The 25,183-nt window shown below is 71.4% G+C and carries 18 protein-coding genes; 6 read left to right on the plus strand and 12 right to left on the minus strand.

The window, feature by feature from the left end; translation table 11 throughout:
- The first annotated feature begins 110 nt into the window (after positions 1–110).
- On the plus strand, positions 111–785 hold the full coding sequence (locus ACLFRB_RS09385) for an energy-coupling factor ABC transporter permease (RefSeq protein ID WP_411068756.1): 675 nt from the start codon (positions 111–113) through the stop codon (positions 783–785).
- A 66-nt stretch (positions 786–851) separates the two neighbouring features.
- On the opposite strand, the gene ACLFRB_RS09390 is transcribed toward ACLFRB_RS09385, so the two are convergent.
- The 5 genes from ACLFRB_RS09390 to ACLFRB_RS09410 all read right to left on the minus strand — a co-directional run bounded on the left by ACLFRB_RS09390 (position 852) and on the right by ACLFRB_RS09410 (position 7,755).
- Positions 852–1,307: an OsmC family protein gene (locus ACLFRB_RS09390; RefSeq protein ID WP_411068757.1), complete on the minus strand. Its 456-nt coding sequence runs from the start codon at positions 1,305–1,307 to the stop codon at positions 852–854.
- Between the two features lie 10 nt (positions 1,308–1,317).
- The gene (gene acs / locus ACLFRB_RS09395) at positions 1,318–3,291 is read right to left on the minus strand and encodes an acetate--CoA ligase (RefSeq protein ID WP_411068758.1); all 1,974 of its coding nucleotides are present in this window, start codon (positions 3,289–3,291) and stop codon (positions 1,318–1,320) included.
- Positions 3,292–3,492: 201 nt separating this feature from the next.
- Positions 3,493–4,620 (minus strand): L,D-transpeptidase family protein, encoded by a 1,128-nt coding sequence (locus ACLFRB_RS09400; RefSeq protein WP_411068759.1) that lies wholly within the window; start codon positions 4,618–4,620, stop codon positions 3,493–3,495.
- Between the two features lie 80 nt (positions 4,621–4,700).
- Positions 4,701–6,362: a citramalate synthase gene (cimA, locus tag ACLFRB_RS09405; protein ID WP_411068760.1), complete on the minus strand. Its 1,662-nt coding sequence runs from the start codon at positions 6,360–6,362 to the stop codon at positions 4,701–4,703.
- A gap of 151 nt (positions 6,363–6,513) precedes the next feature.
- Complete coding sequence (locus ACLFRB_RS09410) at positions 6,514–7,755, minus strand: aspartate kinase (protein ID WP_411068761.1); 1,242 nt, start codon at positions 7,753–7,755, stop codon at positions 6,514–6,516.
- A gap of 191 nt (positions 7,756–7,946) precedes the next feature.
- Between ACLFRB_RS09410 and ACLFRB_RS09415 the strand changes: the two genes are divergently transcribed.
- The 5 genes from ACLFRB_RS09415 to ycaO all read left to right on the plus strand — a co-directional run bounded on the left by ACLFRB_RS09415 (position 7,947) and on the right by ycaO (position 17,171).
- A complete protein-coding gene (locus ACLFRB_RS09415; protein ID WP_411068762.1) occupies positions 7,947–8,999 on the plus strand; it encodes a general glycosylation pathway protein in 1,053 nt (350 codons plus the stop codon).
- A 119-nt stretch (positions 9,000–9,118) separates the two neighbouring features.
- Complete coding sequence (locus ACLFRB_RS09420) at positions 9,119–9,319, plus strand: bacterioferritin-associated ferredoxin (RefSeq protein ID WP_411068763.1); 201 nt, start codon at positions 9,119–9,121, stop codon at positions 9,317–9,319.
- 235 nt (positions 9,320–9,554) lie between these two features.
- Positions 9,555–11,390, plus strand: a complete 1,836-nt coding sequence (locus ACLFRB_RS09425) for an autotransporter assembly complex protein TamA (protein WP_411068764.1) — start codon at positions 9,555–9,557, stop codon at positions 11,388–11,390.
- Positions 11,387–15,364: a translocation/assembly module TamB domain-containing protein gene (locus ACLFRB_RS09430; RefSeq protein ID WP_411068765.1), complete on the plus strand. Its 3,978-nt coding sequence runs from the start codon at positions 11,387–11,389 to the stop codon at positions 15,362–15,364. The genes ACLFRB_RS09425 and ACLFRB_RS09430 overlap by 4 nt, the downstream gene beginning before the upstream one ends.
- Before the next feature lie 58 nt (positions 15,365–15,422).
- Entirely contained in the window at positions 15,423–17,171 is a 1,749-nt protein-coding gene (gene ycaO / locus ACLFRB_RS09435) for a 30S ribosomal protein S12 methylthiotransferase accessory factor YcaO (protein ID WP_411068766.1), read from the plus strand.
- Positions 17,172–17,601: 430 nt separating this feature from the next.
- On the opposite strand, the gene alaS is transcribed toward ycaO, so the two are convergent.
- The 7 genes from alaS to nusB form a co-directional block, all read right to left on the minus strand.
- Entirely contained in the window at positions 17,602–20,247 is a 2,646-nt protein-coding gene (gene alaS / locus ACLFRB_RS09440) for an alanine--tRNA ligase (RefSeq protein ID WP_411068767.1), read from the minus strand.
- 116 nt (positions 20,248–20,363) lie between these two features.
- Positions 20,364–20,855, minus strand: a complete 492-nt coding sequence (locus ACLFRB_RS09445; RefSeq protein ID WP_411068768.1) for a regulatory protein RecX — start codon at positions 20,853–20,855, stop codon at positions 20,364–20,366.
- A 16-nt stretch (positions 20,856–20,871) separates the two neighbouring features.
- Positions 20,872–21,990: a recombinase RecA gene (gene recA / locus ACLFRB_RS09450; protein ID WP_411068769.1), complete on the minus strand. Its 1,119-nt coding sequence runs from the start codon at positions 21,988–21,990 to the stop codon at positions 20,872–20,874.
- A gap of 143 nt (positions 21,991–22,133) precedes the next feature.
- The gene (locus ACLFRB_RS09455; protein WP_411068770.1) at positions 22,134–23,066 is read right to left on the minus strand and encodes a CinA family protein; all 933 of its coding nucleotides are present in this window, start codon (positions 23,064–23,066) and stop codon (positions 22,134–22,136) included.
- A gap of 17 nt (positions 23,067–23,083) precedes the next feature.
- Entirely contained in the window at positions 23,084–23,551 is a 468-nt protein-coding gene (locus ACLFRB_RS09460; protein WP_411068771.1) for a phosphatidylglycerophosphatase A, read from the minus strand.
- Entirely contained in the window at positions 23,548–24,567 is a 1,020-nt protein-coding gene (gene thiL, locus ACLFRB_RS09465; protein ID WP_411068772.1) for a thiamine-phosphate kinase, read from the minus strand. The genes ACLFRB_RS09460 and thiL overlap by 4 nt, the downstream gene beginning before the upstream one ends.
- Positions 24,557–24,994 carry a transcription antitermination factor NusB gene (gene nusB, locus ACLFRB_RS09470; protein ID WP_411068773.1) on the minus strand — a complete coding sequence of 146 codons (438 nt, stop codon included), beginning with the start codon at positions 24,992–24,994 and terminating at the stop codon, positions 24,557–24,559. Before nusB ends, thiL begins: the two co-directional genes overlap by 11 nt.
- Positions 24,995–25,183: the final 189 nt, after the last annotated feature.

Consider the following 25,183-nt stretch of genomic DNA (forward strand, 5'->3'; position numbering starts at 1 on the left):
CCCGCCCTCTCAATCTCCGGATGCCCACCGGCTCGACCCTCCCGACGGGGCTCCCATGGGCGTTACAATGGGGATCCTGGACCCGGTATCGATTCAAGGTAGCTTTAACCATGGACCTTCCCGACGGACTGATCCCCACCTCCTGGGTTCTGGGGAGCCACCTGCTGTTCGCCTTCCTGCTCGCGGGGCTCGTCCGCATGGCGCCCTGGCGCAACCTGGCCGCCCGGCCGGACCTGGCGCTGGTGTTCGCCGGCTTCCTGGCCGGGGTGGTCTTCCTGTGGACCGCCCGGGCGGGAATCCCGCAGAACCCGGGGCTCAACCTCCACCTCCTCGGGGCGACCATCCTCACTTTGGCCTTCGGCTGGCCCCTCGCCCTCATGGGACTGATCATCGTCCTGCTGATCACCACCTTCCTGGGGAACTCCGGCTGGGAGACCTTCTCCCTGAACGCCCTGTTGCTGGCCGGGATTCCGGTGCTGGTGGCCGCGGGGGTGCACCAATTCGTCCACCGCCGGCTGCCCAACCACCCCTTCGTCTACATCTTCGTCAGCGCCTTCCTCGGCGGCGCGCTGACCATGGCGGTCCTGGCCGCGGTATCCGGGGCCGTGCTCTCCCTGTCCGGGACCTATGGCATGGAGGCCCTGGTGCGGGAGTACCTGCGCTACTTCCCGCTTCTGATGTTCCCGGAGGCCTTCCTCACCGGCGGCATCCTCGCCATCCTCGTGGTGTACCGCCCGGAGTGGGTGGTCACCTTCGACGACGAGGCCTACCTCAAGGGGAAGTAGGGGCGGGCGCCCAACAAAAAGGCCCCGGCGCATGCCGGGGCCTGTGCTCGTCGCGCCGGGGCGGCCTCAGGCGAGGGGGCTGCCCTTTTCGTCGGTGACCGTGACCCGCACCGGGATCCCCTGCCGCACGCTGGAGGTGACGGGGCAGTGCTCCTCGAACAGCTCGGTGCAGCGCCGCACCTTGGTGTCCACCTCCAGGCCCCGCAGCCGCAGGGTTACCTCCAGGCTGCCGACGCGCAGGTGACCGCGCTCGTTGCGGGTCATGAAGCCGCGCACCGCAGTCTCCAGGCCCTCCGGCTCGCGGTCGAACTTGCGCAGGCAGAACAGCAGGCTCGCCGACAGGCAGTCGCCCACGGCCGCCGCCAGGGTGCGGGCGGCGTCCGGACCGGTCTGGTCCCCCAGGGGGGCGGGCTCGTCCATCACGCAGCCGGGCACGCCCTCCTTCCGGAAGTCCACGTCGAAGGCCCACCGGCCGCGGTGGGCCAGCTGGACCTCGAAGTCCGGATCGCCGGAATCCGCCATGGGAACGCCCTCAGGCCTTGCCCTGCAGCTGGCGCACCACGTTCTCGTCCTCCAGGGTGGAGATGTCCTGGGTCACCTCCTCGCCGGAGGCGATGGTGCGCAGGAGCCGCCGCATGATCTTGCCGGAGCGGGTCTTGGGCAGGGCGTCGGCGAAGCGGATCTCGTCGGGCCGGGCGATGGCGCCGATCTCGTCGGTGACATGCGCCCGCAGGGCCTCGCGCAGGGCGTCCAGGTCCTCGTCCTCCCGTTTCCCCTGCAGGATCACGAAGGCGAAGATGGAGTTGCCCTTCACCTCGTCGGGGCGGCCCACCACCGCGGCCTCGGCCACCTTGTCGTGGGCCACCAGGGCCGACTCGATCTCCATGGTGCCCATGCGGTGGCCGGAGACGTTGATGACGTCGTCGATGCGGCCGAGGATCCAGAAGTAGCCGTCCTCGTCGCGGGTGGCGGAGTCGCCGGCCAGGTACATGTACTGGTCGGGGAAGTGGGACCAGTAGGTGTCGATGTAGCGCTGGTCGTCGCCCCACACGGTGCGCAGCATGGAGGGCACCGGCCGGCGCAGCACCAGCAGGCCGCCGTGGTGGCTGCCGGGCTCCACCGTATTGCCCTCCTCGTCCACCACGTCCGCCATCACCCCGGGCAGCGGCAGGGTGCAGGAGCCCGGCTTCAGCGGCGTGGCACCCGGCAGGGGGGCGATCATGTTGGCGCCGGTCTCGGTCTGCCACCAGGTGTCGACGATGGGGCAGTGGCCGCCGCCGATGGCCTGGTAGTACCACATCCAGGCGGCGGGGTTGATGGGCTCGCCCACGGTGCCCAGCAGCCGCAGGCTGGAGAGGTCGTGCTTGTTCGGCCACTCGTCGCCCTGCTTCATGAGCGCGCGGATGGCGGTGGGGGCGGTGTAGAACACGGTGGTCTTGGTGCGCTCGGCGATGGCCCACAGGCGGCCCGGATCGGGGACGGTGGGCGCGCCCTCGTACATGACCTGGGTGGCCCCCACGGCCATGGGCCCGTAGGCGATGTAGGTGTGGCCGGTGATCCAGCCCACGTCGGCGGTGCACCAGTAGACGTCGTCCTCACGGATGTCGAACACCCACTTCATGGAGGTGATGGCGCCGAGCAGGTAGCCGGCGCTGGAGTGCACCACGCCCTTGGGCTTGCCGGTGGAGCCGGAGGTGTAGAGGATGAACAGCGGGTGCTCGGCCTCCACCGGCTCGGGGGCGCAGTCCGACGACTCGCGCTCCATGATCTCGCGGAACCAGACGTCGCGGCCCTCGGTCCAGTCGATGGCGTTTTCGGCCCGCTGGAGCACCACCACGTGCTCCACCGTGGCGCAGCCCTCGTTGAGGGCGCGGTCCACGTTCTTCTTCAGGGCCACGGTCTTGCCGCCGCGGATGCCGCCGTCGGCGGTGATCACCACCTTGGCCCCGGCGTCCTCGATGCGGTCCTTGAGGGCCTCGGCGGAGAAGCCGCCGAACACTACGGAGTGGGTGGCGCCGATGCGGGCGCAGGCCTGCATGGCCACCACGGCCTCGGGCACCATGGGCATGTAGATCACCACCCGGTCGCCCTTGCCCACGCCGTAGGACTTCAGGGCGTTGCCGAGCTTGCCCACCTCCTCCAGGAGCTCGGCGTAGGTCAGGGACCGGGTGTCACCGGGCTCGCCCTCCCAGAGGATGGCGGTGCGGCCGCCGTTGCCGGCCTCGATATGGCGATCCAGGCAGTTGTAGCTGACGTTGAGGGTGCCGTCGGCGAACCACTTGTAGAAGGGCGGGTTGCTCTCGTCGAGCACCTGGGCGAACGGCTGGCTCCAGCTGATCTCCTGCCGGGCCTGCGCCGCCCAGAAGCCTTCGTAGTCCTGGGTGGCCTGCTTGGCCATGTCCAGGTACTGCTCCATCCCGGCGATGCGGGCATGCTCGGCGAATTCGGCGGGTACCTCGAACACGCGGTTCTCGGTGAGCACTGTCTCCAAGGTTTCGTCCGTCATAACGCCCCGTCCTTGCCGTTCCAGGTGAGCTCTCCGGCCTCCCGCGCGCGTCGTTTGGGAACCGGCCCTTATCTCCGCCGGACCCGCCTGACGGATCCGGTATCTTCCTTGCGTGTCCGTATCCGGGGGAAGCCGTCGGCCTCCGGGACCATAAAGGGAAAAGGATAGCCGCGTCCGGGTGTCCGCTTCCACCCGCCCCCTTCAGGGCATGGGCTCCCAGCCCACCGAGGCGACCCGGAAATTCCCGGGGCAGCCAGCGAGCCGGAGGGTTTCCATCCCGCGCGGCTTTCCGTTCTCGCCGGGGGACGACCGATCATACCCCACCAAATAGCGGTCGGGGCGCATTCGGCGCACCCACAGGTTCTCCGGGCTACCAGCCTCCCGCTCCTTTAGGAAGGCCTTGACCCGGCGCAGGATCTCCGGACCGGCGGGGCGCTCCAGATGCTCCGCGGCCAGCAGGCGCGGGGACCCACTTTCTCCCTCGGTGAAGTACAGGCGCTGGCGCCCGAAATCCATGCCCTCGGGGGCGCACCGGAAGCGCTCGAAATCATAGACCACCCGGCGACCGTTCTCCTTGTAGACCCGGACCTCGTCGATATCCGTCCGGCGCTTGGAGTGGGCCGTCGCGAGGCGCTCGATCCTGCGCAGGTAGGCCTCCGCGTCCTCCCCCCGGTCGTTGCGGAAGTCCGGGTGGATCAGAGGCTCCAGGGTGGCGGGATCGCCGCTGTCCCGGGCCTCCAGGAACCGGTCGAACCAGTCCAGGAGCTCGGCGCGGCGCTGCTCGTACCGGGTGGGGGACAGAAGGTCCGGTTTTTCGGTTATGACCACCGGCGTTCCGATATCCAGCGCTTCCTTGAGGATTTCCAGGTTGGTGTTGTCAAAGGCCACGCAGCCCTTGGTGTCCGTCTTGTCCTCGTCCTCCTCGTCCACCCCGTGGAGCCAGATGCCGTAGCCGGTCTTGTCGCGGATCCGGTCGACGATGTTGGGGTAGTTCAGGGGAAAGGCCCCCGCGCCGTAGCGGGGGGCCAGGCTCGGCTCGGGGAGATAGCGCTGGACGTAGTACACCCCCTCGGGGGTGCGCTTGTCCCCCTCCACCCGCTTGTCCCCCGGGTTGGCCCCGAGCAGGATGCGGCCGAAGCGCCGCACCACCCGGGGCCGGTCATCCTCCGCTTCCACCAGGTAGGCGGAGCGCATGTCCTTGGCCACCAGCACCATGCGGTGGGACGGGGCGTCGCGAAAGAAGGCGTTGCCCACCACCTCCTCGGCGCCGTGGACGGTCGCTGCCGCCATTCCCCCCAGGAACATCCCGGCCAGGATCCCTACGCGCATGGTCCCCCCTCGCGGCCCGGCGGGCCGCCTCGCCCTTTGTTCTTCCCGATGTCCCGGACAGCCTTCCCCGTCCATGGGCCTCAGTTCTCGCCTACCCCCGCTCCGGAGGCCTCCGCCGTGGCCCCGTCCGCCAGCAAGTGATCGGAGCGGCCGTTCTTGGCGAGCTTGTAGGTCACGGCGTCCACCAGGGCCTGGTAGGAGGCCTCGATGACGTTGGCGGAGACCCCCACCGTTCCCCAGTGGTCGTGCGGGTCGCCCGACTCGATCAGCACCCGTACCGCGGCGTCGGTGCCGCCCCCGGCGGACACCACCCGCACCTTGAAGTCCACCAGATCCATCTCGCGCAGCTCCGGGTAGAAGCCCGCCAGGGCCTTGCGCAGGGCGTGGTCCAGGGCGTTCACCGGGCCGTTTCCGGTGCCCGCCGTGTGCGCCCGCTCCCCGCCCACCTCCAGCATGACCGTGGCCTCGCTCTCGGGGGCCTCGCCGGCGTGGCGCTTGGCGTCGAGCACCCGGAAGCCCACCAGGCGGAAGAACTCCGGCAGATCGCCGATGACCCGGCGCACCACCAGCTCGAAGGAGGCGTCCGCGCCCTCGAACTGGTAGCCCTGGTGCTCCAGGTCCTTGATGCGCTCCACCACCTGGGCCACCGCGGCGTCGTCGCCTTCCAGGCGCTCCAAAAGCCCCAGCTCCTGGAGCTTGTGGACGATGTTGGACTTGCCCGACTGGTCGGAGACGAGGATGCGGCGCACGTTTCCCACCGCCTCCGGGGCGATGTGCTCGTAGGTGCGCGCGTCCTTGCGCACCGCGGAGACGTGGACCCCGCCCTTGTGGGCGAAGGCGGACTGGCCCACGAAGGGCTGGTTGTTCCGGGGACTGCGGTTGGCCAGCTCGTCCACCAGCCGGGAGGTGGCGGTGAGCCGCTCCAGCTCCTCCGGCCCCAGGTGGGCGCCACGGTAGCCCAGCTTGAGGATCAGGTTGGGCAGTACGGCGGTGAGGTCGGCGTTGCCGCAGCGCTCCCCCAGGCCGTTCAGGGTGCCCTGCACGTGGCGCACGCCGTGGTCCACCGCGGCCAGGCTGTTGGCCACCGCCAGGGCACCGTCGTTGTGGCAGTGGATGCCCAGCACCGCCCCGGGCAGGCGCTCCCGCACCGCGTCCACCGCCGCGCCGATCTGCGCCGGCAGGCCGCCGCCGTTGGTGTCGCACAGGACGAGGCGGTCGGCACCGCCGGCGGCCGCGGCCTCCAGGACGCGCAGGGCGTAGTCGGGGTGATTGGCGTAGCCGTCGAAGAAGTGCTCGGCGTCGAACAGCACCAGGCCGAGCTGCTCCTTGAGGTAGGCCACCGAGTCCCGCACCAGGGCCAGGTTCTCCTCCAGACCGATGCCCAGGCCCAGCTCCACGTGCAGGTCCCACGCCTTGCCGAAGACCACCGCGCCGTCCGGCCGGGCGGCCACCAGGCCCGAGAGGACCGGATCCTCCCCGGGAGTGTTGCCCGTCCGCATGGTGGAGCCGAAGGCCAGCAACCGGGCATGGCGGAGCGTGCGCTCCCGCGCCGCCTCGAAGAAGGCGTCGTCGCGCGGGTTGGCCCCGGGCCAGCCGCCCTCGATGAAGTCCACGCCCAGATGGTCGAGGGCTTCGGCGAGGTGCAGCTTGTCCTCCACCGAGAAGGAGACGGCCTCCGACTGCCCGCCGTCACGGAGCGTGGTGTCGAAGACCTCGATGATGCTATCGGTCGAATGGGTCAAGGCTTGTCGGTCCGGAGGAACAATCAGACGGTTACGGTCGGACGCTTGCCGGGTCCTTTGTGGGGGCGGCTACCAGCCGCGACCATTCAAGCAGGCATCCGCGTCGCGGCCGCTGGCCGCTCCCACAAAGCCGGAGCCCCGCTTCCGGCCCTCAGTGGATGTGGTCGCGCTCGTCCACCGGCTTGTCCAGCTCGAAGGCCTCGTGCAGGGCGCGCACGGCGAGCTCGGTGTACTTCTGGTCCACCACCACCGAGACCTTGATCTCGGAGGTGGCGATCATCTGGATGTTCACGCCCTCGTTGGACAGGGCCTCGAACATGCGGTCCGCCACGCCGGCGTGGTTGCGCATGCCCACCCCCACCACGGAGATCTTGGCGATGCGGTCGCTGCCCGTGAGGGCCTCGGCCTCGATCTCCTTGCAGACGGGGTCGAGCAGCTCCATCACCTGCCTGTAGTCGGAGCGCGGCACGGTGAAGGTGAAGTCCGTCTTGCCGTGCTCGCCCTGGTTCTGGATGATCATGTCGACGTTGATGCTGGCCTTGGCGGCGGCGCCGATCACCGCGTGGGCGATGCCCGGGCGATCCGGGACGCCAATGATGGTCACCTTGGCCTCGTCCTCGTTGTGGGCGATCCCGGAAACTAGGGCCTTCTCCATGGCCTCCTCCTCGACGGTGATGAGCGTGCCTTCCCCTTCCCCGAAGGTAGACCGCACACGCACCGGGACGTTGTACTTGCCGGCGAACTCCACGGCCCGGATCTGCAGCACCTTGGCGCCCAGGCTGGCCAGCTCGATCATCTCCTCGAAGGTGATCGCCTCCAGGCGCCGGGCCTCGGCGACGATGCGCGGGTCCGTGGTGTAGACGCCGTCCACGTCGGTGTAGATGTGGCACTCGTCGGCCTCCAGGGCCGCCGCCAGGGCCACGGCCGTGGTGTCGGATCCGCCCCGGCCCAGGGTGGTCACCGAGCCGTCGGGCCCCAGCCCCTGGAAGCCGGCCACCACCGGGATGCCGCCCGCCTCCAGCACGGTCCGCAGGTTCTCGCGGTCGATGTCGTGGATGCGGGCCTTGGTGTGCACGTCGTCGGTGTGCACGGCCACCTGCCAGCCCGCGAAGGAGCGCGACGCGTGGCCGCGCTGCTGCAGGGCCATGGCCATGAGGCTGATGGTGACCTGCTCCCCCGTGGCCAGCAGCTGGTCCATCTCCCGGTCCGGCGGCTGCTCGTGGAGGGCCTCGGCCATCTCCACGAGATCGTCGGTCTGCCCGCCCATGGCGGAGACCACCACCACCACGTCGTTGCCGCGCTCGCGCTCGGTGAGCACGCGCTCGGCGGCGTGGCGGATCTTGGCCACGTCCGCCAGCGAGCTGCCCCCGAATTTCTGAACGATTAACGCCATGGATTCCCTATGTTGGTGCGCTCCGCCGCCCAGCGGACGCACCAAGTTGGTGCATTCGCGATCGGTAAGAGGTCATTGTATCGCACGCGGCGCCGCTTCGGGAGGCACGGGGGCCGCCTTCCGCCGCTCCCGGGCCGGACCGGCATCCCCCTTGCAAGAGGCCCCGGGACCACCGACCGAAAAGGCCTCCCATGAGCAGCATGAGCTACATCCACATCCTTGAGCGCTACCAGGACCACCGCGGGGCCATCGCCGAGCTGCTGGCCTCCCTGGTTACCGGGATCGCCGAGCACCGCGCCGTGGACGCCCCCGAGTCCCTGCAGGGGAAGGTCCACGCCCTGGCCGAGCGCTATCCCTTTATCGACATGGTCTACACCCTCGATCCCAGCGGCACCCAGACCAGCGACAACATGGTGAGTCCGCGCAAGGCCCTTGCCCGCACCGGCGTGGGCGCCGACCGCTCCCAGCGCCCCTATTTTCGCCTCGCCCGTGGAGCGGCGGAGGTGGTGGTCACCGAGCCCTACCTCTCCGCGACGGGCCACAACCTCTGCCTCTCGTCGGCCCTGGAGCTGCGGGACGACGCGGGCCGGCTCCAGGGCTACCTGGTCCTGGACGCGGACCTGGCGGAGATCGTGGCCTTCCTCCTGGGCGACCGCAGTCGCAGGCGGTTCCAGCCCCTGTTCAAGGCCGTCTACTCCCTGATCGTGGCCGGACTCCTGACGGTGGTGGGGGTGCTGCTGGCCTTCTCGGTCCAGGAGCTGGGGACCCTGTTGCCCGGTGCGGACGGCGGGGCCGAGCAGGCGCTGCACCTCAAGCCCTTCGGGGTGATCATCTTCCTCACCCTGTCACTGGCCATATTCGATCTGGCCAAGACCATCCTCGAGGAGGAAGTGCTCACCCACAAGGACATCTTCCGCCACAGCTCCACCCGGCGCACCGTCACCCGCTTCATCGCCGCCATCCTGATCGCGGTGTCCATCGAGTCCCTGCTGCTGATGTTCAAGGCGGCCCTCGGCGAAGGGGAAGACATCCTGCCCGCCGTGGCCATGATGCTCACCGTGGTGGGCCTCCTGCTGGGCCTGGGGGTCTATGTCTACCTCGGCAGCCGCGCGGAGGTGACCCTCCTGAGCTGGCAGAAGCGTCGCGAGGAGCCCTTCGCGGCCGTGGCCTCCCCGGCTCCGCCCCGGCACCCGGAATCCCCAGAGCCGGGTGCGTCCCGACCCGAGCGGGCGCTGGTGGAGTAGGAAGCCGTCCCCCGGGAACCGGGGTCCCCACCGGCGGTCGGAGGTTGAGAAACGTATTGCGAATCGTTCCCATTTCAAATATGTTGTATGGAACAACGCTCATCCGGTGGGGATTGCCCATGTATGTCTGCATCTGCAAGGGAGTTACCGAGCGCCAGATTCACCAGGCCGTGGCCGAGGGCGCCCGGGACCTGGAGGACATCCGGGACCGGCTGGGCGCCTCCACGGGCTGCGGAACCTGCGCGGAGTTCGCCGCGGAGTGCCTGCGGGAGGCCCTGGAGCAGTCCGTCCCCGAGACGCCCCTGCCCCAGCCCGCCTGACCCGGCCCGGGGACGCCCGGAGCGGCGGGAGACCCGCCCCGCGCGTCCCCGTCCCCCCTGCGGAAACCCCCTAGCGCCCTCTCCGCCCTCGCGTCTGCTACTTTGGACAAGTGACCCCTCCGGCTCGTCGCCTCCCCCCGACGGGCCGGAGCACGGGACCATTCCGTCGGTCCGGACCGGGCCGCCGAACCGAGACCCGTTGCCGCCCGCCCTGGGGCGGCGGAAATGGCTTGCCTTGGCCCCACGCCCGCGGCCCCGCCCTTCCGTCCCCGTACCGCCGTCGCCGCTGCGGCGGGCGGGGATACTGCTCGTCCTTACTCTGGTACCCGGGCTCGCCCCGGCCGACCCGGACACCCTGCGCCTGGAGGTGGAGGGCGTGGGCGGGGAGCTGGAGCGCAACATCCGCGCCTATCTGTCCCTCGCCGAGCTGTCTGACACCGAGGATCCCGACCCCACGCGCATCCGCCGGGGCCATCGGGCCGCCCCCGAGGAGATAAGGCAGGCCCTCCAGCCCTTCGGCTTCTACAGCCCGGAGATCCGGGGCTCCCTGGACCGGGACGGCGACGCCTGGGTGGCCCGCTACAAGGTGGACCACGGCCCCCCCACGGTCATCACCGACCTGGAGCTGCGGATTACGGGTCCCGGACAGGAGGAGGGGGCGCTGACCCGGGTCCTCGAGGAGTCCGGCCTCAAGGAAGGGGAGCGCCTGCGCCACGACCGCTATTCCGCCACCAAGGACGACCTTCTGGAGCAGGCGGTGGCCTCCGGCTACCTGGACGCCCGCTTCACCCGCAACGAGATCCGCGTCCATCCCACCCGCAACGAGGCCCGGGTGGCACTGGTCCTCGACAGCGGTCCGGCCTACTACTTCGGCGACATCCAGGTCGAGCAGGACATCCTGGACCCGGCTCTCGTGCAGCGGCTGCTGCCGGTGGGGCGCGCCGAGCGCCTTACCTCCCGGCGCCTCCTGGACCTGCAGTTCGCCCTCTCCGATACGGACTACTTCGAGCGTGTGGCCGTGGACCTGGCGCGGGAGGAGGCCGCGCCCTACACACCGGAGGAGGACGGGGCGGAGGAGGCCCGGATCGTCCCCGTGGAGGTGGCCACGGATCCGAAAAAGCCCCGCCTCTACAGCATCGGCGCGGGATACGGCACCGACACCGGCCCCCGGCTCACCGGCGCCGTGGAGTTCCGGCACATCAACCAGCAGGGTCATCAGTTCCGCACCGACCTGTTCCTATCCGAGGTGCGCCAGGGGTTGGCGGCCCGCTACCGGATCCCCATCAAGAACGTGCGCACCGACAGCTTCAACATCCTGAGCCGAGTCACCCAGGAGGAGCTGGGCGACACCCGCAACCACCGCTATCTGCTCGGCGTCAGCGAGGACCGGGGCTTCCTCGGCTGGCGGCGCAGCCTCTACGCCAACGTTTCCCGGGACTTCACCTTCGTAGGGGACGACGACCGGGACTACACCTTCCTCACCCCCGGGGCCAGCATGTCCCGCTCCAAAGCCGACGACCGGCTCTATCCGCGCCGCGGCTGGAGCCTGTTCTTCGACCTGCACGGGGCCCATGGAAGCCTCCTCTCCGACGCCAGCTTCCTGCAGGGCCAGGCCCGGGCCCAGGGGATCCTGCCCCTGGGGACGCGGACCCGCCTGCTGGGCCGGGCCCACGCGGGGGCCACCCGGGTGGACCGGGTCACCGACATCCCCGCCTCGGAGCGCTTCTTCGCTGGCGGGGACCGGAGCGTCCGGGGCTATCCCTACCAGGATCTGGGCCCGCTGGACGCCGACGGCCACACCATCGGCGGCCGCTACCTCCTCACGGGCAGCGTTGAGGTGGACTACCGGGTGTGGGGCAACTTCGGGCTGGCCGCCTTCTGGGACGCCGGCAACGCCTCCAACCAGTGGCCCCCCGAGACCGTGGAAGCCGTGGGCGTGGGGCTCCGCTACGCCTCGCCCCTGGGGATGATCCGCCTGGACTTCGCCACCCCGCAGGACACGGTAATCCGCGAGGATCTGGGGGTGGCCCCGGACTGGCGCCTCCACTTCAGCATGGGACCGGACCTGTGAAGCGGCGCTGGATCGCCTTCTGGATCGTCCTGGCCGCCCTCCTCGGCGGCGTGGCCTTCCTGCTGCTCACCGAGACCGGCCTGCAGTGGACCTGGAGGCTGGTGCGACCCGCCCTGCCGGAGGGGCTGGAGGTGGCTTCCGTGGAGGGGCGGCTGGTTGGCCCCCTCCGGGTGCGGGACGCGACCCTGGAGACGGCCTCCTTCCGGGCGCACATGGGCCGCGGGGAGCTGGACTGGCGGGCCATGGACCTGCTGCGCGGCCGCATCACGGTCAATCGCCTGACCGTGGAGGACTACCGCTACACCACCCGCCCCGACGCCCCGGAGGCCGAAGCCGAGCCCCAAGAAGGGCCGACCACCTCCGCCTTCCTGCCCGTCCGCATCGAGGACGCCCGATTCCTGAATGGCGAGATCCGCGGCGCCCCGAACGCCGAGCCCACCCGTGTGACGTCCCTCACTGGGGCCGTAGGGATCGGCCCGGAGGGACTGTACTGGGACCGCCTGGAGCTGGCGACCCCGGAGCTTGAGGCCCGGAGCGACGGGCACATCGACCACACCGAGAATGCCCCCGACACCGTAGCGGGGGCCCTGCGATGGACCCTCCGGCTGCCCGACCAGCCGGAGATGGCGGGACGGCTCGAGGTGTCGGGGACCCTGCAGTCCCTGGAATTCGATCACCGGGTGACGCGGCCCTGGGCGGTCGCCACCGAGGGCCGCGTAGAGGCCCCCCTGGAAGCCCCCCGCTGGGAGGCCCGAACCACCGGGGAAGGCCTGGCCCTGCGGGAGCTCGGGCCCGAGGTTCCCGCGGGCGAGTGGGACCTCGACCTGCGCCTGCACGGCGATACCGAGGATGTGGAGGCCTCCGGCGGGATGGATCTCCGGCTCCCGGAGCGTCCGGGCCTGCACCTGGAGGCGGACCTGGCGGGCAGCCTGACCAAGCGGGCGGTGGATGTCCGCGAGCTTGTGGTCACCGCCGAGGATCTGCCCGCCCGGGTCAGCGCCCGGGGGCGGGTGGCCATGCCGGAGGAAGGGCCGGAGGTGGACCTGCGTGGCGACTGGCGGGATCTGCGCTGGCCGCTGGAAGACGACGCGGCTCCCTGGCAGTCCGCGCAGGGCACCTGGCGGGCCTTCGGTGACCTGGAGGCGCTACAGGCACGCATGGAGGGCGCCCTGGGCGAAGGCGGCTTCCACGCCGCCGCCACCTACCAGGACGGGCCCATCGGCCTGGCCATCAACTGGCGCGACCTGCGCTGGCCCGGACCGCGCGCCCTGGCCTCGCCCCGCGGTCACGCCACCCTCGCCGGGACCCTGGAGGACTATCGCCTCCGCCTCGACGCGGCGGGCAGTGCGGAGGATCTGCCGGACTTCCACCTGACCGGCCGGGGGCGGGGCGGCCCGGAAGCCCTGGACCTCCAGAGCCTACGCCTGGAGGCCCTGGAGGGCACCCTCGATGCCAGCGGGGAGGTGGCCTGGGGGGACCGCTTGGCCGCCGACCTCGCGCTCCAGGGCCAGGGCATCAACCCCGGTCCCCTGCTTCCCCGCTGGCCCGGGGCCCTGGACATGGAGGCCGGGGTGCAAGCGGAGATGGGCCCCGAGGGGCCCGCGGCGCAGGTCTCCGACCTGCTCGTGGAGGGGCGGCTCCGGGACCGCCCGGTGCGGGTCAGCGGCGGCGGCACCTACGGCGACGGTTCGCTGGAGCTGACCCGCCTGCGGCTGCGCAGCGGGGCCTCCACCCTCGCGGCGGAGGGCCGGGTGGGGGAGGAGCTGGACCTGACCTGGAGCGTCTCCAGCGACGAACTCGAGGAGATCCATCCGGAGGCCGGGGGCTCCCTCCACGGCGATGGGCGGGTCACCGGGCGGCTCCCGCTTCCGCGGGTGAGCGCCGAGCTGGCCGGCGAGGGCCTGCGCTGGGGCGAATCCGCCGTGGAGGGCGTGGAGCTGGAGGCGGAGATCCACCCACGGGGCTCCGCCCCCTCCCGCCTGCATGTGGCGGTGCGCAACGCCCGGGCCGGAGACACCCGCCTGGCGACCCTCGGGCTGGAGGGGCGCGGGACCCCGGAGGACCACAATATCCGGCTGGATCTCGACTCCTCCCTGGGGCGGGCGGACCTCCGGACCTCGGGGGCCTGGCGGGAGGCGGCCCAGGAGCTGACCTTCCGCCTGGAGCAGGCCCACCTCCGTCCGGCGAACCTGCCCGACTGGCGGCTGGAGGCCCCGGTGGAGGGGGCCGTCGGCGCCGCCACCGCCCGCCTCGGGCGCGGCTGCTGGAGCGACGGCGAGGGGCAGCTTTGCCTGGAGGCGGAGCGCGGCGCGGAGGGACTCCACGGGCAGCTCGCCGCCCAGGGGGTTCCCCTGGGCTACCTCCTGCCCCTGCTGCCCCCGGACACCGGCATCGAGGGCACCCTGAGCGCCTCCGGGGCCTTCACCCTGCCCACCGACGGTCCGCCCACCGGTCGGCTGGCACTCGTCACCAGCGCGGGACGCATCCTGCAGAGCGGCGACGCCGAGGCCCTCAACGGCCAGCAGGTGCTGGATCTCCGACCGAGCTGGGCGACGATGGAGACCGACGGCCGGCGGGCGGTGACGGATTTCGCCCTGAATCTCGGCGACGACGACCAGCTCACCGCCCACGCCGAATTGGGCCTGGGCGACGGCCCCATGGCCGACCAGCCCCTGTCCGGCCGCCTTCAGGGCGCCATCACCGATCTCCAGCCCATCTCCCTCTTCGCCCCCGACATCCAGGACGTGGACGGGGCCCTGCGGGCCGACCTGCAAGTGGACGGCACCGTGGCCGAGCCCCGCCCCTCCGGAGAGCTGGGCCTTTCCGCCGACACCGCCACCCTGGTTCCCGCCGGGTTGACCATCCGCAACTTCCGGCTCGTGGCCTCGCCCCAGTCCACCCGCTCCATCCGCCTTCAGGGCCGAGCGGAATCGGGCGAAGGCGCCCTGGACCTGGCGGGCGCGGCCGGCATGGGCGACGAAGGCCCCACCCTGGATCTGGCCATCACCGGAGAGGAATTCCTCGCCTACGACACCACCGACATCCGGGTCTGGATCTCCCCGGACCTCCAGGTAAAGGCCCGGCGGCCACGGGTGGACGTCACCGGGACCGTGCGCATCCCGCGGGCGGAGATCGAGGTCAAGGAGCTGCCCGAAACCGGGGTGGTGCGGGTCTCGGAGGACCAGGTCCTGGTGACGGAAGAGGACGAGGCGGAGGCCGGGGAGCCGCCCTGGGAGGTCGCCGCCCGCGTGCGGGTGGTCCTGGGCGACCTGGTACGCTTCGAGGGCTTCGGCCTGAAGAGCCGGATCGTTGGGGACCTGACGGTTCAGGAGGGGCCGGGGCAGCCCACCACCGCCACCGGAGAGGTTCGCACCGAGGAGGGCGAGTACAAGGCCTACGGCCAGGATCTGGAGATCCGCACCGGGCGCCTGGTGTTTGGCGGGGGACCGGTCTCCTCCCCGGGCCTGGAGATACGGGCGGTACGCACGCCCCGGCCCGACATCACCGTGGGGGTGGAGGCCAAGGGGCCCCTGCGCGAGCCGGAGTTCTTCCTGTTCTCCGAGCCCGGCATGTCGCAGACCGAGCAGCTGTCCTGGCTGGTGCTGGGCCGGCCGCTGGATCAGGCCTCGCGGGGGGAGCAGTCGGCCCTGAGTCAGGCCGCCATCCTCCTGGGCCGCCAGGGCGGCCAGTTCCTGGCGGAGACCATCGGCGAGGACCTGGGCCTCGACGAGGTGTCGCTGGAGGCCCGGGAGACCACCACCGAGGAGGGCGAGCAGACGGAGGAGGCCGCCCTGGTTCTGGGCAAGTACCTGTCGCCGCGGCTGTACGTGAGCTACGGCATCGGCCTGTTCGACTCCGCCAACACCTTCCGCATGACCTACACCCTGGCCCGCCACTGGCAGCTGGTCACCGAGTCCAGCGCCCAGGAGACCGGCGGCGACCTGTTCTACACCATCGAGAGCGGCGGGGACTGAAGGGGCCGCCCTTCCCTGCTAGGATATGCGCCCTTTCGGACCGCTCCCGGATGGCCCCATGACCCACACCCACCTCAAGGGCAAGGACTGCCCCCTCGAAGCCACCATCGAGACCCTCTCCGCGCGCCTGGCCGAGGCCGGCTTCGCGGTGGAGGAGGCCTCCTGGCTGAACCCCGTCGCCCACGTCCACTCCGTGCACATCCGCGAGGTGGACTGCCCGCTGCTGTTCACCAACGGCAAGGGCGCCTCGCGCAAGGCCTGCCTGGCCAGCGGCCTGGGGGAGTTCGTGGAGCGGCTGGCCAACAACTACTTCTTCGCCGACTTCTACCTGGGTCCGGAGCTTGCCGCGGCGCCCTTCGTCCACTACCCCTTCGAGCGCTGGTTCCCGGTATCCGCCGACGGGGGGATCCCCGAAGGGCTACTGGACGAGGACCTGCTGGCCGTCTACGACCCCGAGGGCGAGCTGCGCGGCGAGCACCTGGTGGACACCAATTCCGGGGCCTTCGAGCGCGGCGTCTGCGCCCTGCCCTACGTGCGCCAGCGCGACGGCGCCACGCGCTGGTTCCCGGTGAGCCTCATCGGCAACCTCTACGTCAGCAACGGCATGTCCGCCGGCAACACCCCGGAGGAGGCCCAGGTGCAGGGCCTGGCGGAGATCCTCGAGCGCGCCGTGAAGAACCGCGTCATCGCCGGGGGCATCGCCCTGCCGCAGGTGCCGGCGGCGGTGCTGGACCGCTATCCGGCCATCCGGGAGGGCATCCGCGGCCTGGAGGAGGCGGGCTTCGGCGTGCGGGTGGGCGACGCCTCCCTGGGCGGGCGCTATCCGGTGATGAACGTCACCCTGCTCAACCCCGCCGACGGCGGCGTGTTCGCCTCCTTCGGCGCCCACCCCACCTTCGAGATCGCCCTGGAGCGGGCCCTCACCGAGCTGCTGCAAGGCCGGGGGCTGGACCGGCTCGACGGCTTCCCTCCGCCCACCTTCGACATGGCGGAGGTGGCCGACCCGCAGAACCTGGAGCTGCACTTCATCGACTCCAGCGGGATGGTGGCCTGGGACTTCCTGCGCGAGGAGCCCGACCACCCCTTCGCCGACTGGAACCTGGAGGCGGACAACGCCACCGAGCGGGAGCACCTGGTGGGCCTGCTCCACGAGGAGGGCTACGACGTCTTCATCGCCGACTACACCCACCTCGGCGCCTACGCCTGCCGCATCCTGGTCCCCGGGCTCTCGGAGATCTACCCGGTGGACGAGCTGGTGGTGAACAACAACAACGAGGGCGCCCGGGTGCGCGAGCGGATCCTCTCCCTGCCGGCCCTGGAGACCGCGCAGTGGGATGCCCTGTACGAGGAGCTGGAGGTGGGCGGCCACAACGACTACCAGCCCGTGCACGAGCTCATCGGCGTCGCCCCGGACCCGGGCACCCTGTGGGCGGAGATGCGCCTCGGCGAGCTCAAGGCCCTGCTGGCCCTGGCCCTGGGCCGGGAGGCGGAGGCCCTGGGCTGGGTGGAGTGGTGCCTGGGCACCGGCGAGCTTGCGGAGGGGCGCCGGCCCCTGTTCCGCTGCCTGCGGGCCCTGCTGGAAATGGCCGAGGCCGGCCGGGAGCGGGCCGACTACCGGCCGTCCCTGGCCGGGCTGTACGGGGAGGCGACCCTGGTCCGCGCCGAGGCCGTCCTGGACGGGCGCGAGGTATTCCCCGGCCTGGGCTGTCCCGGGCCTGAGCTGGAGGGCTTCGAGCGGCACCGGGCCCTGCTGGCCGCCTACCGCCGGCTCCACGAGGTCAAGGAGGCCGGCGCCCCGGCTCCTTGAAGCGGGCGCCCGGCCGGAACAGGGGGACCCTGGGGGCCGATGGCCATGGCGGGCCGGACCCGATCCCGCCTATGCCCCCCTGCTCCCATGGTGGAGGATATCCTAGTAGGGTGCCGGTATGGGCCCCTGGCTCCCCCGGGGCTCACGCCCCCTCCTCCTGCGGGGGATCAAGCGGGACCCGCCATCCCGTTGCGGGTCAACAGCCCAAGCCACATCCGACTACGGGGCGCCAAATGGACGACACCACGCTGCTGATCATTACCCTGGTTGGGATCGGAGTGGTCCTGGTCATCGCCGGGGTGGCCACCCTGGCCCTGGCCGGCAAGCCCAAGAAATGACGCCGGCCGGCCCCGGCCTTCCTGCACACAGCCACACAAAGGGCAGCCCGCGGGCCGCCCCTGGTTCGTATCCGGGAGGCTGAAGGGCCGGCTCAGGTGGCCAAACAGCTCTCCACGTACTCCGGGACCCGCTCCAGGGCCGCCTCCAGGTTCTCCGGCTCCTTGCCGCCGGCCTGGGCCATGTCGGCGCGGCCGCCGCCCTTGCCGCCCACGCCCTCCGCCACCCGGTTCACCAGATCCCCGGCGGAGAAGCGGTCGGTAAGATCGTCGGTCACCCCGGCGATCAGGCTCACCTTGCCCTTCTCGGGATCGGGCACGCCGAGGACGATCACCCCGGAGCCGAGCTTCTGCTTGAGCTGGTCCACGGTCTGGCGCAGGGACTTGGGGTCCTGGCCCTCCAGGGCGGCGGCGAGCACCTTGATGCCGCCCACCTCCTGGACCCGGTCCAGGAGGTCGCCGCTGGCGGCGGTGGCCAGCTTGCTCTTGAGGCGCTCCACCTCCTTCTCCAGGTCCCGGGAGCGCTCCGCCAGCTCCGCCACCCGCTCGTCGGCGTCGGCCCGGGTGCCCTTGAGGAGCCCGGCGATGCGGCCGATCTGGTCCTCCTGGCCCTGCACGTAATTGAGCGCCTCCTGGCCGGTGAGGGCGGTGATCCGCCGCACCCCGGCGGCGATGCCGGTCTCCTCCACGATCTTGAACAGGCCGATGTTGCCGGTGCGGGAGACGTGGGTGCCGCCGCACAGCTCCATGGAGGCCGGGCCCATGGTGATCACCCGCACCTGCTCGCCGTACTTCTCGTCGAAGAAGGCGATGGCCCCCTGGGCCTGGGCCTGGTCCAGGGTCATCCAGTCGGCGCTCACCTCGTAGTTGGCGCGGATGTGGCGGTTCACCTCGTTCTCGATGGTGCGCAGCTGGTCGGGGGTCAGCCCCTCGTAGTGGCTGAAGTCGAAGCGCAGGCGCTCCGGGTCCACCAGCGAGCCCATCTGGCGCACGTGCTCGCCGATCTGGCGGCGCAGCGCGCCGTGCAGGAGGTGGGTGGCCGAGTGGTTGTAGGCGGTGGCGTGGCGGGCGGACTCGTCCACCGCGCAGTGCACCGTCTCGCCGGTCTTCAGCCGGCCCCGCTCCAGCCGGCCCACGTGGGCCACCAGCCCCGGCAGGGGGAGCTGGGTGTCGGTGACCACGAACTCCGCCTCGGCGGTGGTGATGCGCCCGGTGTCGCCCACCTGGCCGCCGGACTCGCCGTAGAAGGGGGTCTGGTTGAGCACCAGCACCGCCTCCTCGCCGGCGTTCAGCTCCTGGAAGCAGGCGTCGTCCTTGAGGATCCCCGTGAGGGCGGCCTCGGCGCTGAGGGTCTGGTAGCCGAGGAACTCGGTCCCCTGGTGGCTCTCCAGGAGGTCGTAGTAGGCCTGCGGCACCCGCTCCTCGCCGGAACCGCCCCAGGAGGCGCGGGCGCGGGCCTTCTGCTCGGCCATGTGCTCGTCGAAGCCGGCGGTATCCACGCTCAGGCCCCGCTCCCGGGCGATGTCCTCGGTGAGGTCCAGGGGGAAGCCGTAGGTGTCGTAGAGGCGGAAGGCGGCCTCGCCGGGGATCTCCTTGGCGCCCTCGGGCAGGTTGCGGATCACCTCGTCGAGGTGGGCCAGGCCGTCGGACAGGGTGGCCGCGAAGCGCTCCTCCTCGATCCGCAGCACCCGCTCGATGGTGGCCTGCTGCTCGTCCAGCTCGGTGAAGTGGTGGCCCATGGCGTCCACCAGGGGCTGCACCAGCTGGTGGAAGAAGGGGCCCTGGATGCCGAGCATGCGGCCGTGGCGGGCGGCGCGCCGGATGATGCGGCGCAGCACGTAGCCGCGCCCCTCGTTGGAGGGGATGACGCCGTCGGCGATCAGGAAGGAGCAGGCGCGGATGTGGTCGGCGATCACGCGCAGACTGACGTCGGTGGCGTCGGCGTCGTTGTAGCGCACCCCGGCCAGCTCCGCCGCCTTGTGGATCAGGGGCAGGAACAGGTCGGTGTCGAAATTGTTGTGCACCCCCTCCATGACCGCCGCGATGCGCTCCAGGCCCATGCCGGTGTCGATGTTGGGCTTGGGCAGGTCGTGGAGGTTGCCCTCGGCGTCCCGGTTGTACTGCATGAATACCAGGTTCCAGATCTCCACGTAGCGGTCGCCCTCGTCCTCGCCGGAGCCGGGGGGCGCGCCGGGGAGCTCGGGGCCGTGGTCGTAGAAGATCTCGGAGCAGGGGCCGCAGGGACCCGTATCGCCCATGGACCAGAAGTTGTCCTCGGCGCCCACGTAGGCGAAGCGCGCGGGGTCGATGCCCATCTCGTCGAGCCAGATGCGCGCCGCCTCCTCGTCCTCGGTGTACACCGTGACGAAGAGCTTCTCCTCCGGCAGGCCGAGCTCCTCGGTGAGGAAGGCCCAGGCGTAGGCGATGGCCTCGCGCTTGAAGTAGTCGCCGAAGGAGAAGTTGCCCAGCATCTCGAAGAAGGTGTGGTGCCGGGCGGTGTGGCCCACGTTCTCCAGGTCGTTGTGCTTGCCGCCGGCACGCAGGCAGCGCTGGCTGGTGACCGCGCGGTTGTAGTCCCGGTGCTCGCGACCCAGGAACACGTCCTTGAACTGCACCATGCCGGCGTTGGTGAACAGCAGGGTGGGGTCGTTCTGGGGCACGAGCGAAGCGCTCGGGACCACCTCGTGGTCCCGGGCCGCGAAGAACTCCAGGAACCTTCTACGAATCTCGGCGCCTTCCATGACGGGCCTCTTCGGCAATCCAGTGGGGGGAGTCGGTGCGCCCTTCCGGGGGCGCAAGGCACGGACGGGCGGGGCCATCCCCGTGGCCCCGCCCGTCCGCGTCCTCGGTTCGTGGTTTAGAAACCCGTTTCGTCCTCCGGGTTTCCTCCGCCCCGCAGAAGCCCGGCGCATACCTCCGGATCGAAGCCGCGCTGCTGCAGGTAGCGGGTGCGCTTGGCCCGCTCCCGAATGTCCGCGGGCGGCGCGTCGCCGAAGCGCTTGGCGAGCTGGTCGGCCGCCAGGCGCCGCTCCTCGTCCCGCTCCAGGGCGGCGTGCCGCAGCCCCTCGCCGTCCACGCCGTGCTCGCGCAGCTCCGCCTCCACCCGGCGCGGGCCGAAGCCCTTGGCGAAGCGGGCGCGGGCGTATTCCTCGGCGAAACGCCGGTCCGACTGGGCCCCCTCCGCCTCCAGGCGGTCCAGGGCGGCATCGGCGGCCGGGCGCGGGTGGTCCCGCTCGGCCAGCTTGCGGGCCAGCTCCCGCCGGCTGTGCTCCCGGCGCACCAGGAGCTTGAGGGCCTGCGCGTAGGCGGCCTCCACGGCCTCGTCGTCCCGGCCTTCCGGTTCCGTCATGGCGCCCCGGCGGGACCTAGGCCTGTCCCTGCTCCGCCTTGCCGCCGGCGTCCTTGCCGCCGCCGGCCTTCTTCTCGGCGCCCTGGGCCGCGCCCTTGTCCGCGGCGGCTTCGGCGGCCTGCGGCTCCCCGTCTCCGGCCGGAGCGGGGCTCAGGCCGGCGGCCTCGCGGATCTTGGCCTCCAGCTCCGCCGCCATCTCGGGGTTGTCCTTGAGGAACTGGCGGACGTTCTGCTTGCCCTGGCCGATGCGCTCCCCGTTGTAGGAGTACCACGCCCCGGACTTCTCGATCAGGCCGTGCTCCACGCCCAGGTCGATGATCTCGCTCTCCCGGGAGACGCCCTCGCCGTAGAGGATGTCGAACTCGGCCTCGCGGAACGGTGGCGCCACCTTGTTCTTGATCACCTTGACCCGGGTGTGGTTCCCCAGCACCTCCTCACCCTGCTTGATGGCGCCGGTGCGGCGGATGTCCAGGCGCACGGCGGAGTAGAACTTGAGGGCGTTGCCGCCGGTGGTCGTCTCCGGGCTGCCGAACATGACGCCGATCTTCATGCGGATCTGGTTGATGAAGAAGACGGTGGTCTTGGAATTGTTGATGGAGCCCGTGAGCTTGCGCAGGGCCTGGGACAGCAGGCGGGCCTGCAGGCCCACGTGGGAGTCGCCCATCTCGCCCTCGATCTCGGCCTTGGGCACCAGGGCGGCCACCGAGTCGATCACCACCGCGTGCACCGCCCCGGAGCGCACCAGCATGTCGGCGATCTCCAGGGCCTGCTCGCCGGTGTCCGGCTGGGAGACCAGCAGCTCGTCCACGTTGACGCCCAGCTTGCGGGCGTAGGTGGGGTCCAGGGCGTGCTCGGCGTCGATGAAGGCCGCCACGCCCCCGGCCTTCTGGGCCTCGGCCAGGGCGTGCAGGGTCAGCGTGGTCTTGCCCGAGGACTCCGGGCCGAAGATCTCGATCACCCGGCCGCGCGGATAGCCCCCCACGCCCATGGCGATGTCCAGGTTCAGGGAGCCCGACGGCGTCACGGGGACGTCGAAGGCCTCCTGGTCCCCCAGGCGCATGACCGAGCCCTTGCCGAACTGCCGGTCGATGTTCTTGATCGCCGAGTCGAGCGCCTTCTGCTTTTCCGCATCCATAGCCGCCACCTTTTCGGAACGCCGGCGCCCCTCGGGCACCGCGGAATATTCGGACTGTTATCCGCAGGGTAACGCACCCGGAACGTTTTGAGAACTTTCCGAGAACAAAAAGCCGCCCGGCCCCGGGGATGCCTCGACCGGATTCAGTCCACAAGCTCCAGGGCCAGGGCGATGGCGGCGTTCACCGTCCGCCAGCGGACCTCCCCGCGCGTGCCCGGAAACACGAACCGCCGGGCCTCGGGGGCGGCGTCGCAGCGCCCGGCACCGATCCACACCGTGCCCACCGGCTTCTCCGCGGTGCCTCCCCCGGGGCCGGCGATCCCGGTGACGGCCAGGGCCAGATGGGCCGGGGCGCGCTCCAGGGCCCCCTGGACCATGGCGCGGGCCACCGGCTCGCTCACGGCGCCGTGGCGCTCCAGCACACCGCCGGGAACGCCCAGCAGGGCCTCCTTGGCGGCGTTGGTGTAGGTGACCCAGCCGCGCTCCACGTAGGCGGAGCTGCCGGGCACCGCCGTGAGCCGCTCGGCCACGCCCCCACCGGTGCACGATTCCGCGGTGGCGATGGTCCGCCCGGCGGCCGCCAGGCGCCGCCCCAGGTAGCGCTCGGGGGAGCGCAGCCCGGGATCCAGCCAGGGATCCCGGGCGCCCGCCGCATCGCCCACCCACCACTCGCCGGGGAGGCCGGGCGTCAGGGTGGCGCCTTCCGGCAGGCGGGCCCGCAGGCCCTCCTCGTCGGGGGCCACGGCGGCGAACCGGCCCGGTCGCCGCGGGTCCAGGCCGGCCGCCGCCAGGGCCGCCACCAGGGCCTCCTCGGCCAGCTCCGGCTGGCGGATGCGCACGGCCAGGGTCCCCTCCTCCCGGGACCACTCCGCCACGGCCAGCCCGTCCACCCGGACGGGCTGGCCCTCTCCGGGCCCTTCGTTCGGCGCTACGGTCACCCGCAGGTCCGGCCGGGCCGCCTCCGGGACGACCGCGAAGCCGGACAGGCCGACAAGCGTCCGGAGCCGGGCCAGCCGGGCGGCCAGCCAGGGCTCGGTCCCCTGTCCGGGGACATGGACGACGGCCTGTCCGGGCACGGCGCGCACCTCCGGGGCTAGCCGGCGTAGCCCCCGGGCCACCAGCGGAACAGGAGCTGGAGCACCACCAGGGCGTAGAGCCCCGCCACCATGTCGTCCAGCATGATGCCCAGTCCGCCGGAGATCCGGGCATCCAACCAGCCGACGGGAAATGGCTTGAGAATATCAAAGGCCCGGAAGAGGATAAAGCCGGCCACGATGGGGCCCCAGCCGGGGGGCGCGGCGGTCATGGCGATGAGGTAGCCCACCACCTCGTCCCAGACCACCGGGGAGGGATCGCCCACCCCGTAGGCCCGCGCGCCCACGGAGCAGATCCAGACATGGAAGGGAAAGGCGGCCAGGACCACCAGCAGGTAGAGGTGCCAGGGCAGCGCCGCCGAGAGGGCCATGTACAGCGGGATGCCGAGCAGGGTGCCGAAGGTGCCCGGGGCCAGGGGGATGCGGCCCAGCCCCAGCCCCTCCGCCAGCCAGACCACGGGCTTCACGCGCCGCCCCTTTCCTCGCCGGGGAAATGGTCGTAGCCGCCTCCCTCCCCGGGCACCCCCTCGCCGAACACCTCGCCGGGGCGGTCCGCCACCACCCGGCCGATGGGAGTGAAGCGGGTGTCGGACTCGTACTTGGCGCGGTGGATGCCCTCGAAGGCCTCCTCCCCGGCGGCGAAGACCAGCTCGAAGTCCTCGCCCCCGGACAGGGCCAGGGGCAGGGGGTCCCGGCCCGTGGCCCAGGACCACTCGCCCATGGGGGCCGACAGGGGCAGCCGCGCGGTGTCCAGCTCGATGCCCACCCCGCTGGCCGCCGCCAGGTGGCGCAGGTCGGCGAGCAGGCCGTCGCTCACGTCGATGGCGGCGGAGGCCACCCCGGCGATCCCCTGGCCGTAGGCCAGCGGGGGGCGCGGGCGCAGATGGCGCTCCACCAAGAGGTCGTAGGCGGGCAGCCAGTCGGTCGGGGGACCGCGGAGCAGCTCCAGCCCGGCGGCGGCGTCCCCCAGGGTGCCCGTGACGTACACGGTGTCGCCGGGCCGGGCGCCGTCCCGCCGCAGGGCCCGCTCCGGGGCCACCCGCCCCAGCAGGGTGAGGGACAGGGCCAGCGGCCCCGGCGTGGCCACCGTGTCGCCGCCCACCAGGGCGATGCCCCACGCCGCCAACGCCTCGTGCAGACCGTCGGCCAGGCGTCCGGCCCGCTCCCGGCTCAGGTCCCGGGGCAGGGAGGCGGCGAGCAGGGCGTGGCGGGGCCGCGCCCCCATGGCGGCGAGGTCGGAGACGTTCACCGCCACCGCCTTCCAGCCCAACGCCGCGGCGTCGCCGCCCGGCAGGGCGTGCACGCCCTCCTCCACGGTGTCCACGGCCGCCACCCAGTCCTCCTCCCCGCCATGGGCGAGCAGGGCGGCGTCGTCGCCGATGCCGGCGTGGACGTCGGCCGGCCGCGAACGGTCGCGGTGGAACAGCTCCTCGATGAGGGCGAACTCCCCCGCCGAACCGATGGGCGCCTCCCTATCCGTCACCGGCGGTTCCCCCTTCGCCCTGGGCGCGCCGCTCCCGGGCGATGCGATCGAGGACGGCGTTGACGAAGCGGTAGCCCTGGTCCGTGCCGAAGGACTTGGCCAGCTCCACCGCCTCGTTGATCACCACCCGGTAGGGCACGTCCTCCCGCTCCAGGAGCTCGCCGACCCCGGCGCGCAAGATGGCCTGCTCCACGCCGGTGAGCTCGGAGAGGCGCCGGGGCATGATGGCCGGGGCGATGAGGCCGTCGATCTCCTCCTGGCGCTCCACAGCCTTGCGCAGCAGGTGCTGGAAATAGGCGCGCTCCGCCCCCTCCAGGTAGCCGGCGTCGAGGAACTCCATCTCCAGCTGCCGGGGGTCCTGGGGGTTGTAATGCCACTGGTACAGCGCCTGCACCAGGGCCTCGCGGGCGCGGTGTCGTTCGTTCATGGGACGGATGATTCCTGCCAGATGTGCTCGGTATCGGATTCTATTAAGGAAAGGGGCCGTCCGCGTGCTTGCCCGCCAAAAGGGCTTCAGAACGTGCACAGGCCGGGTGTTGGAGCCCGCTTCCGCGGGCGATGGCCGGATAGGGCCCGCAGGGCTGGGTAGACATCGCTCACTAAAGTGAGCTCCTAC

This window comes from Thiohalorhabdus sp. (genome assembly GCF_046545655.1).
GTDB lineage: Bacteria > Pseudomonadota > Gammaproteobacteria > Thiohalorhabdales > Thiohalorhabdaceae > Thiohalorhabdus.

Excerpts from the sequence above, each read along its gene's own strand:
- ACLFRB_RS09385 (WP_411068756.1), top strand. The coding sequence starts at position 111 with ATGGACCTTCCCGACGGACTGATCCCCACCTCCTGGGTTCTGGGGAGC.
- ACLFRB_RS09390 (WP_411068757.1), bottom strand. The coding sequence starts at position 1,307 with ATGGCGGATTCCGGCGATCCGGACTTCGAGGTCCAGCTGGCCCACCGC.
- acs (WP_411068758.1), bottom strand. The coding sequence starts at position 3,291 with ATGACGGACGAAACCTTGGAGACAGTGCTCACCGAGAACCGCGTGTTC.
- ACLFRB_RS09400 (WP_411068759.1), bottom strand. The coding sequence starts at position 4,620 with ATGCGCGTAGGGATCCTGGCCGGGATGTTCCTGGGGGGAATGGCGGCA.
- ACLFRB_RS09410 (WP_411068761.1), bottom strand. The coding sequence starts at position 7,755 with ATGGCGTTAATCGTTCAGAAATTCGGGGGCAGCTCGCTGGCGGACGTG.
- ACLFRB_RS09415 (WP_411068762.1), top strand. The coding sequence starts at position 7,947 with ATGAGCAGCATGAGCTACATCCACATCCTTGAGCGCTACCAGGACCAC.
- ACLFRB_RS09420 (WP_411068763.1), top strand. The coding sequence starts at position 9,119 with ATGTATGTCTGCATCTGCAAGGGAGTTACCGAGCGCCAGATTCACCAG.
- ycaO (WP_411068766.1), top strand. The coding sequence starts at position 15,423 with ATGACCCACACCCACCTCAAGGGCAAGGACTGCCCCCTCGAAGCCACC.
- alaS (WP_411068767.1), bottom strand. The coding sequence starts at position 20,247 with ATGGAAGGCGCCGAGATTCGTAGAAGGTTCCTGGAGTTCTTCGCGGCC.
- ACLFRB_RS09445 (WP_411068768.1), bottom strand. The coding sequence starts at position 20,855 with ATGACGGAACCGGAAGGCCGGGACGACGAGGCCGTGGAGGCCGCCTAC.
- recA (WP_411068769.1), bottom strand. The coding sequence starts at position 21,990 with ATGGATGCGGAAAAGCAGAAGGCGCTCGACTCGGCGATCAAGAACATC.
- nusB (WP_411068773.1), bottom strand. The coding sequence starts at position 24,994 with ATGAACGAACGACACCGCGCCCGCGAGGCCCTGGTGCAGGCGCTGTAC.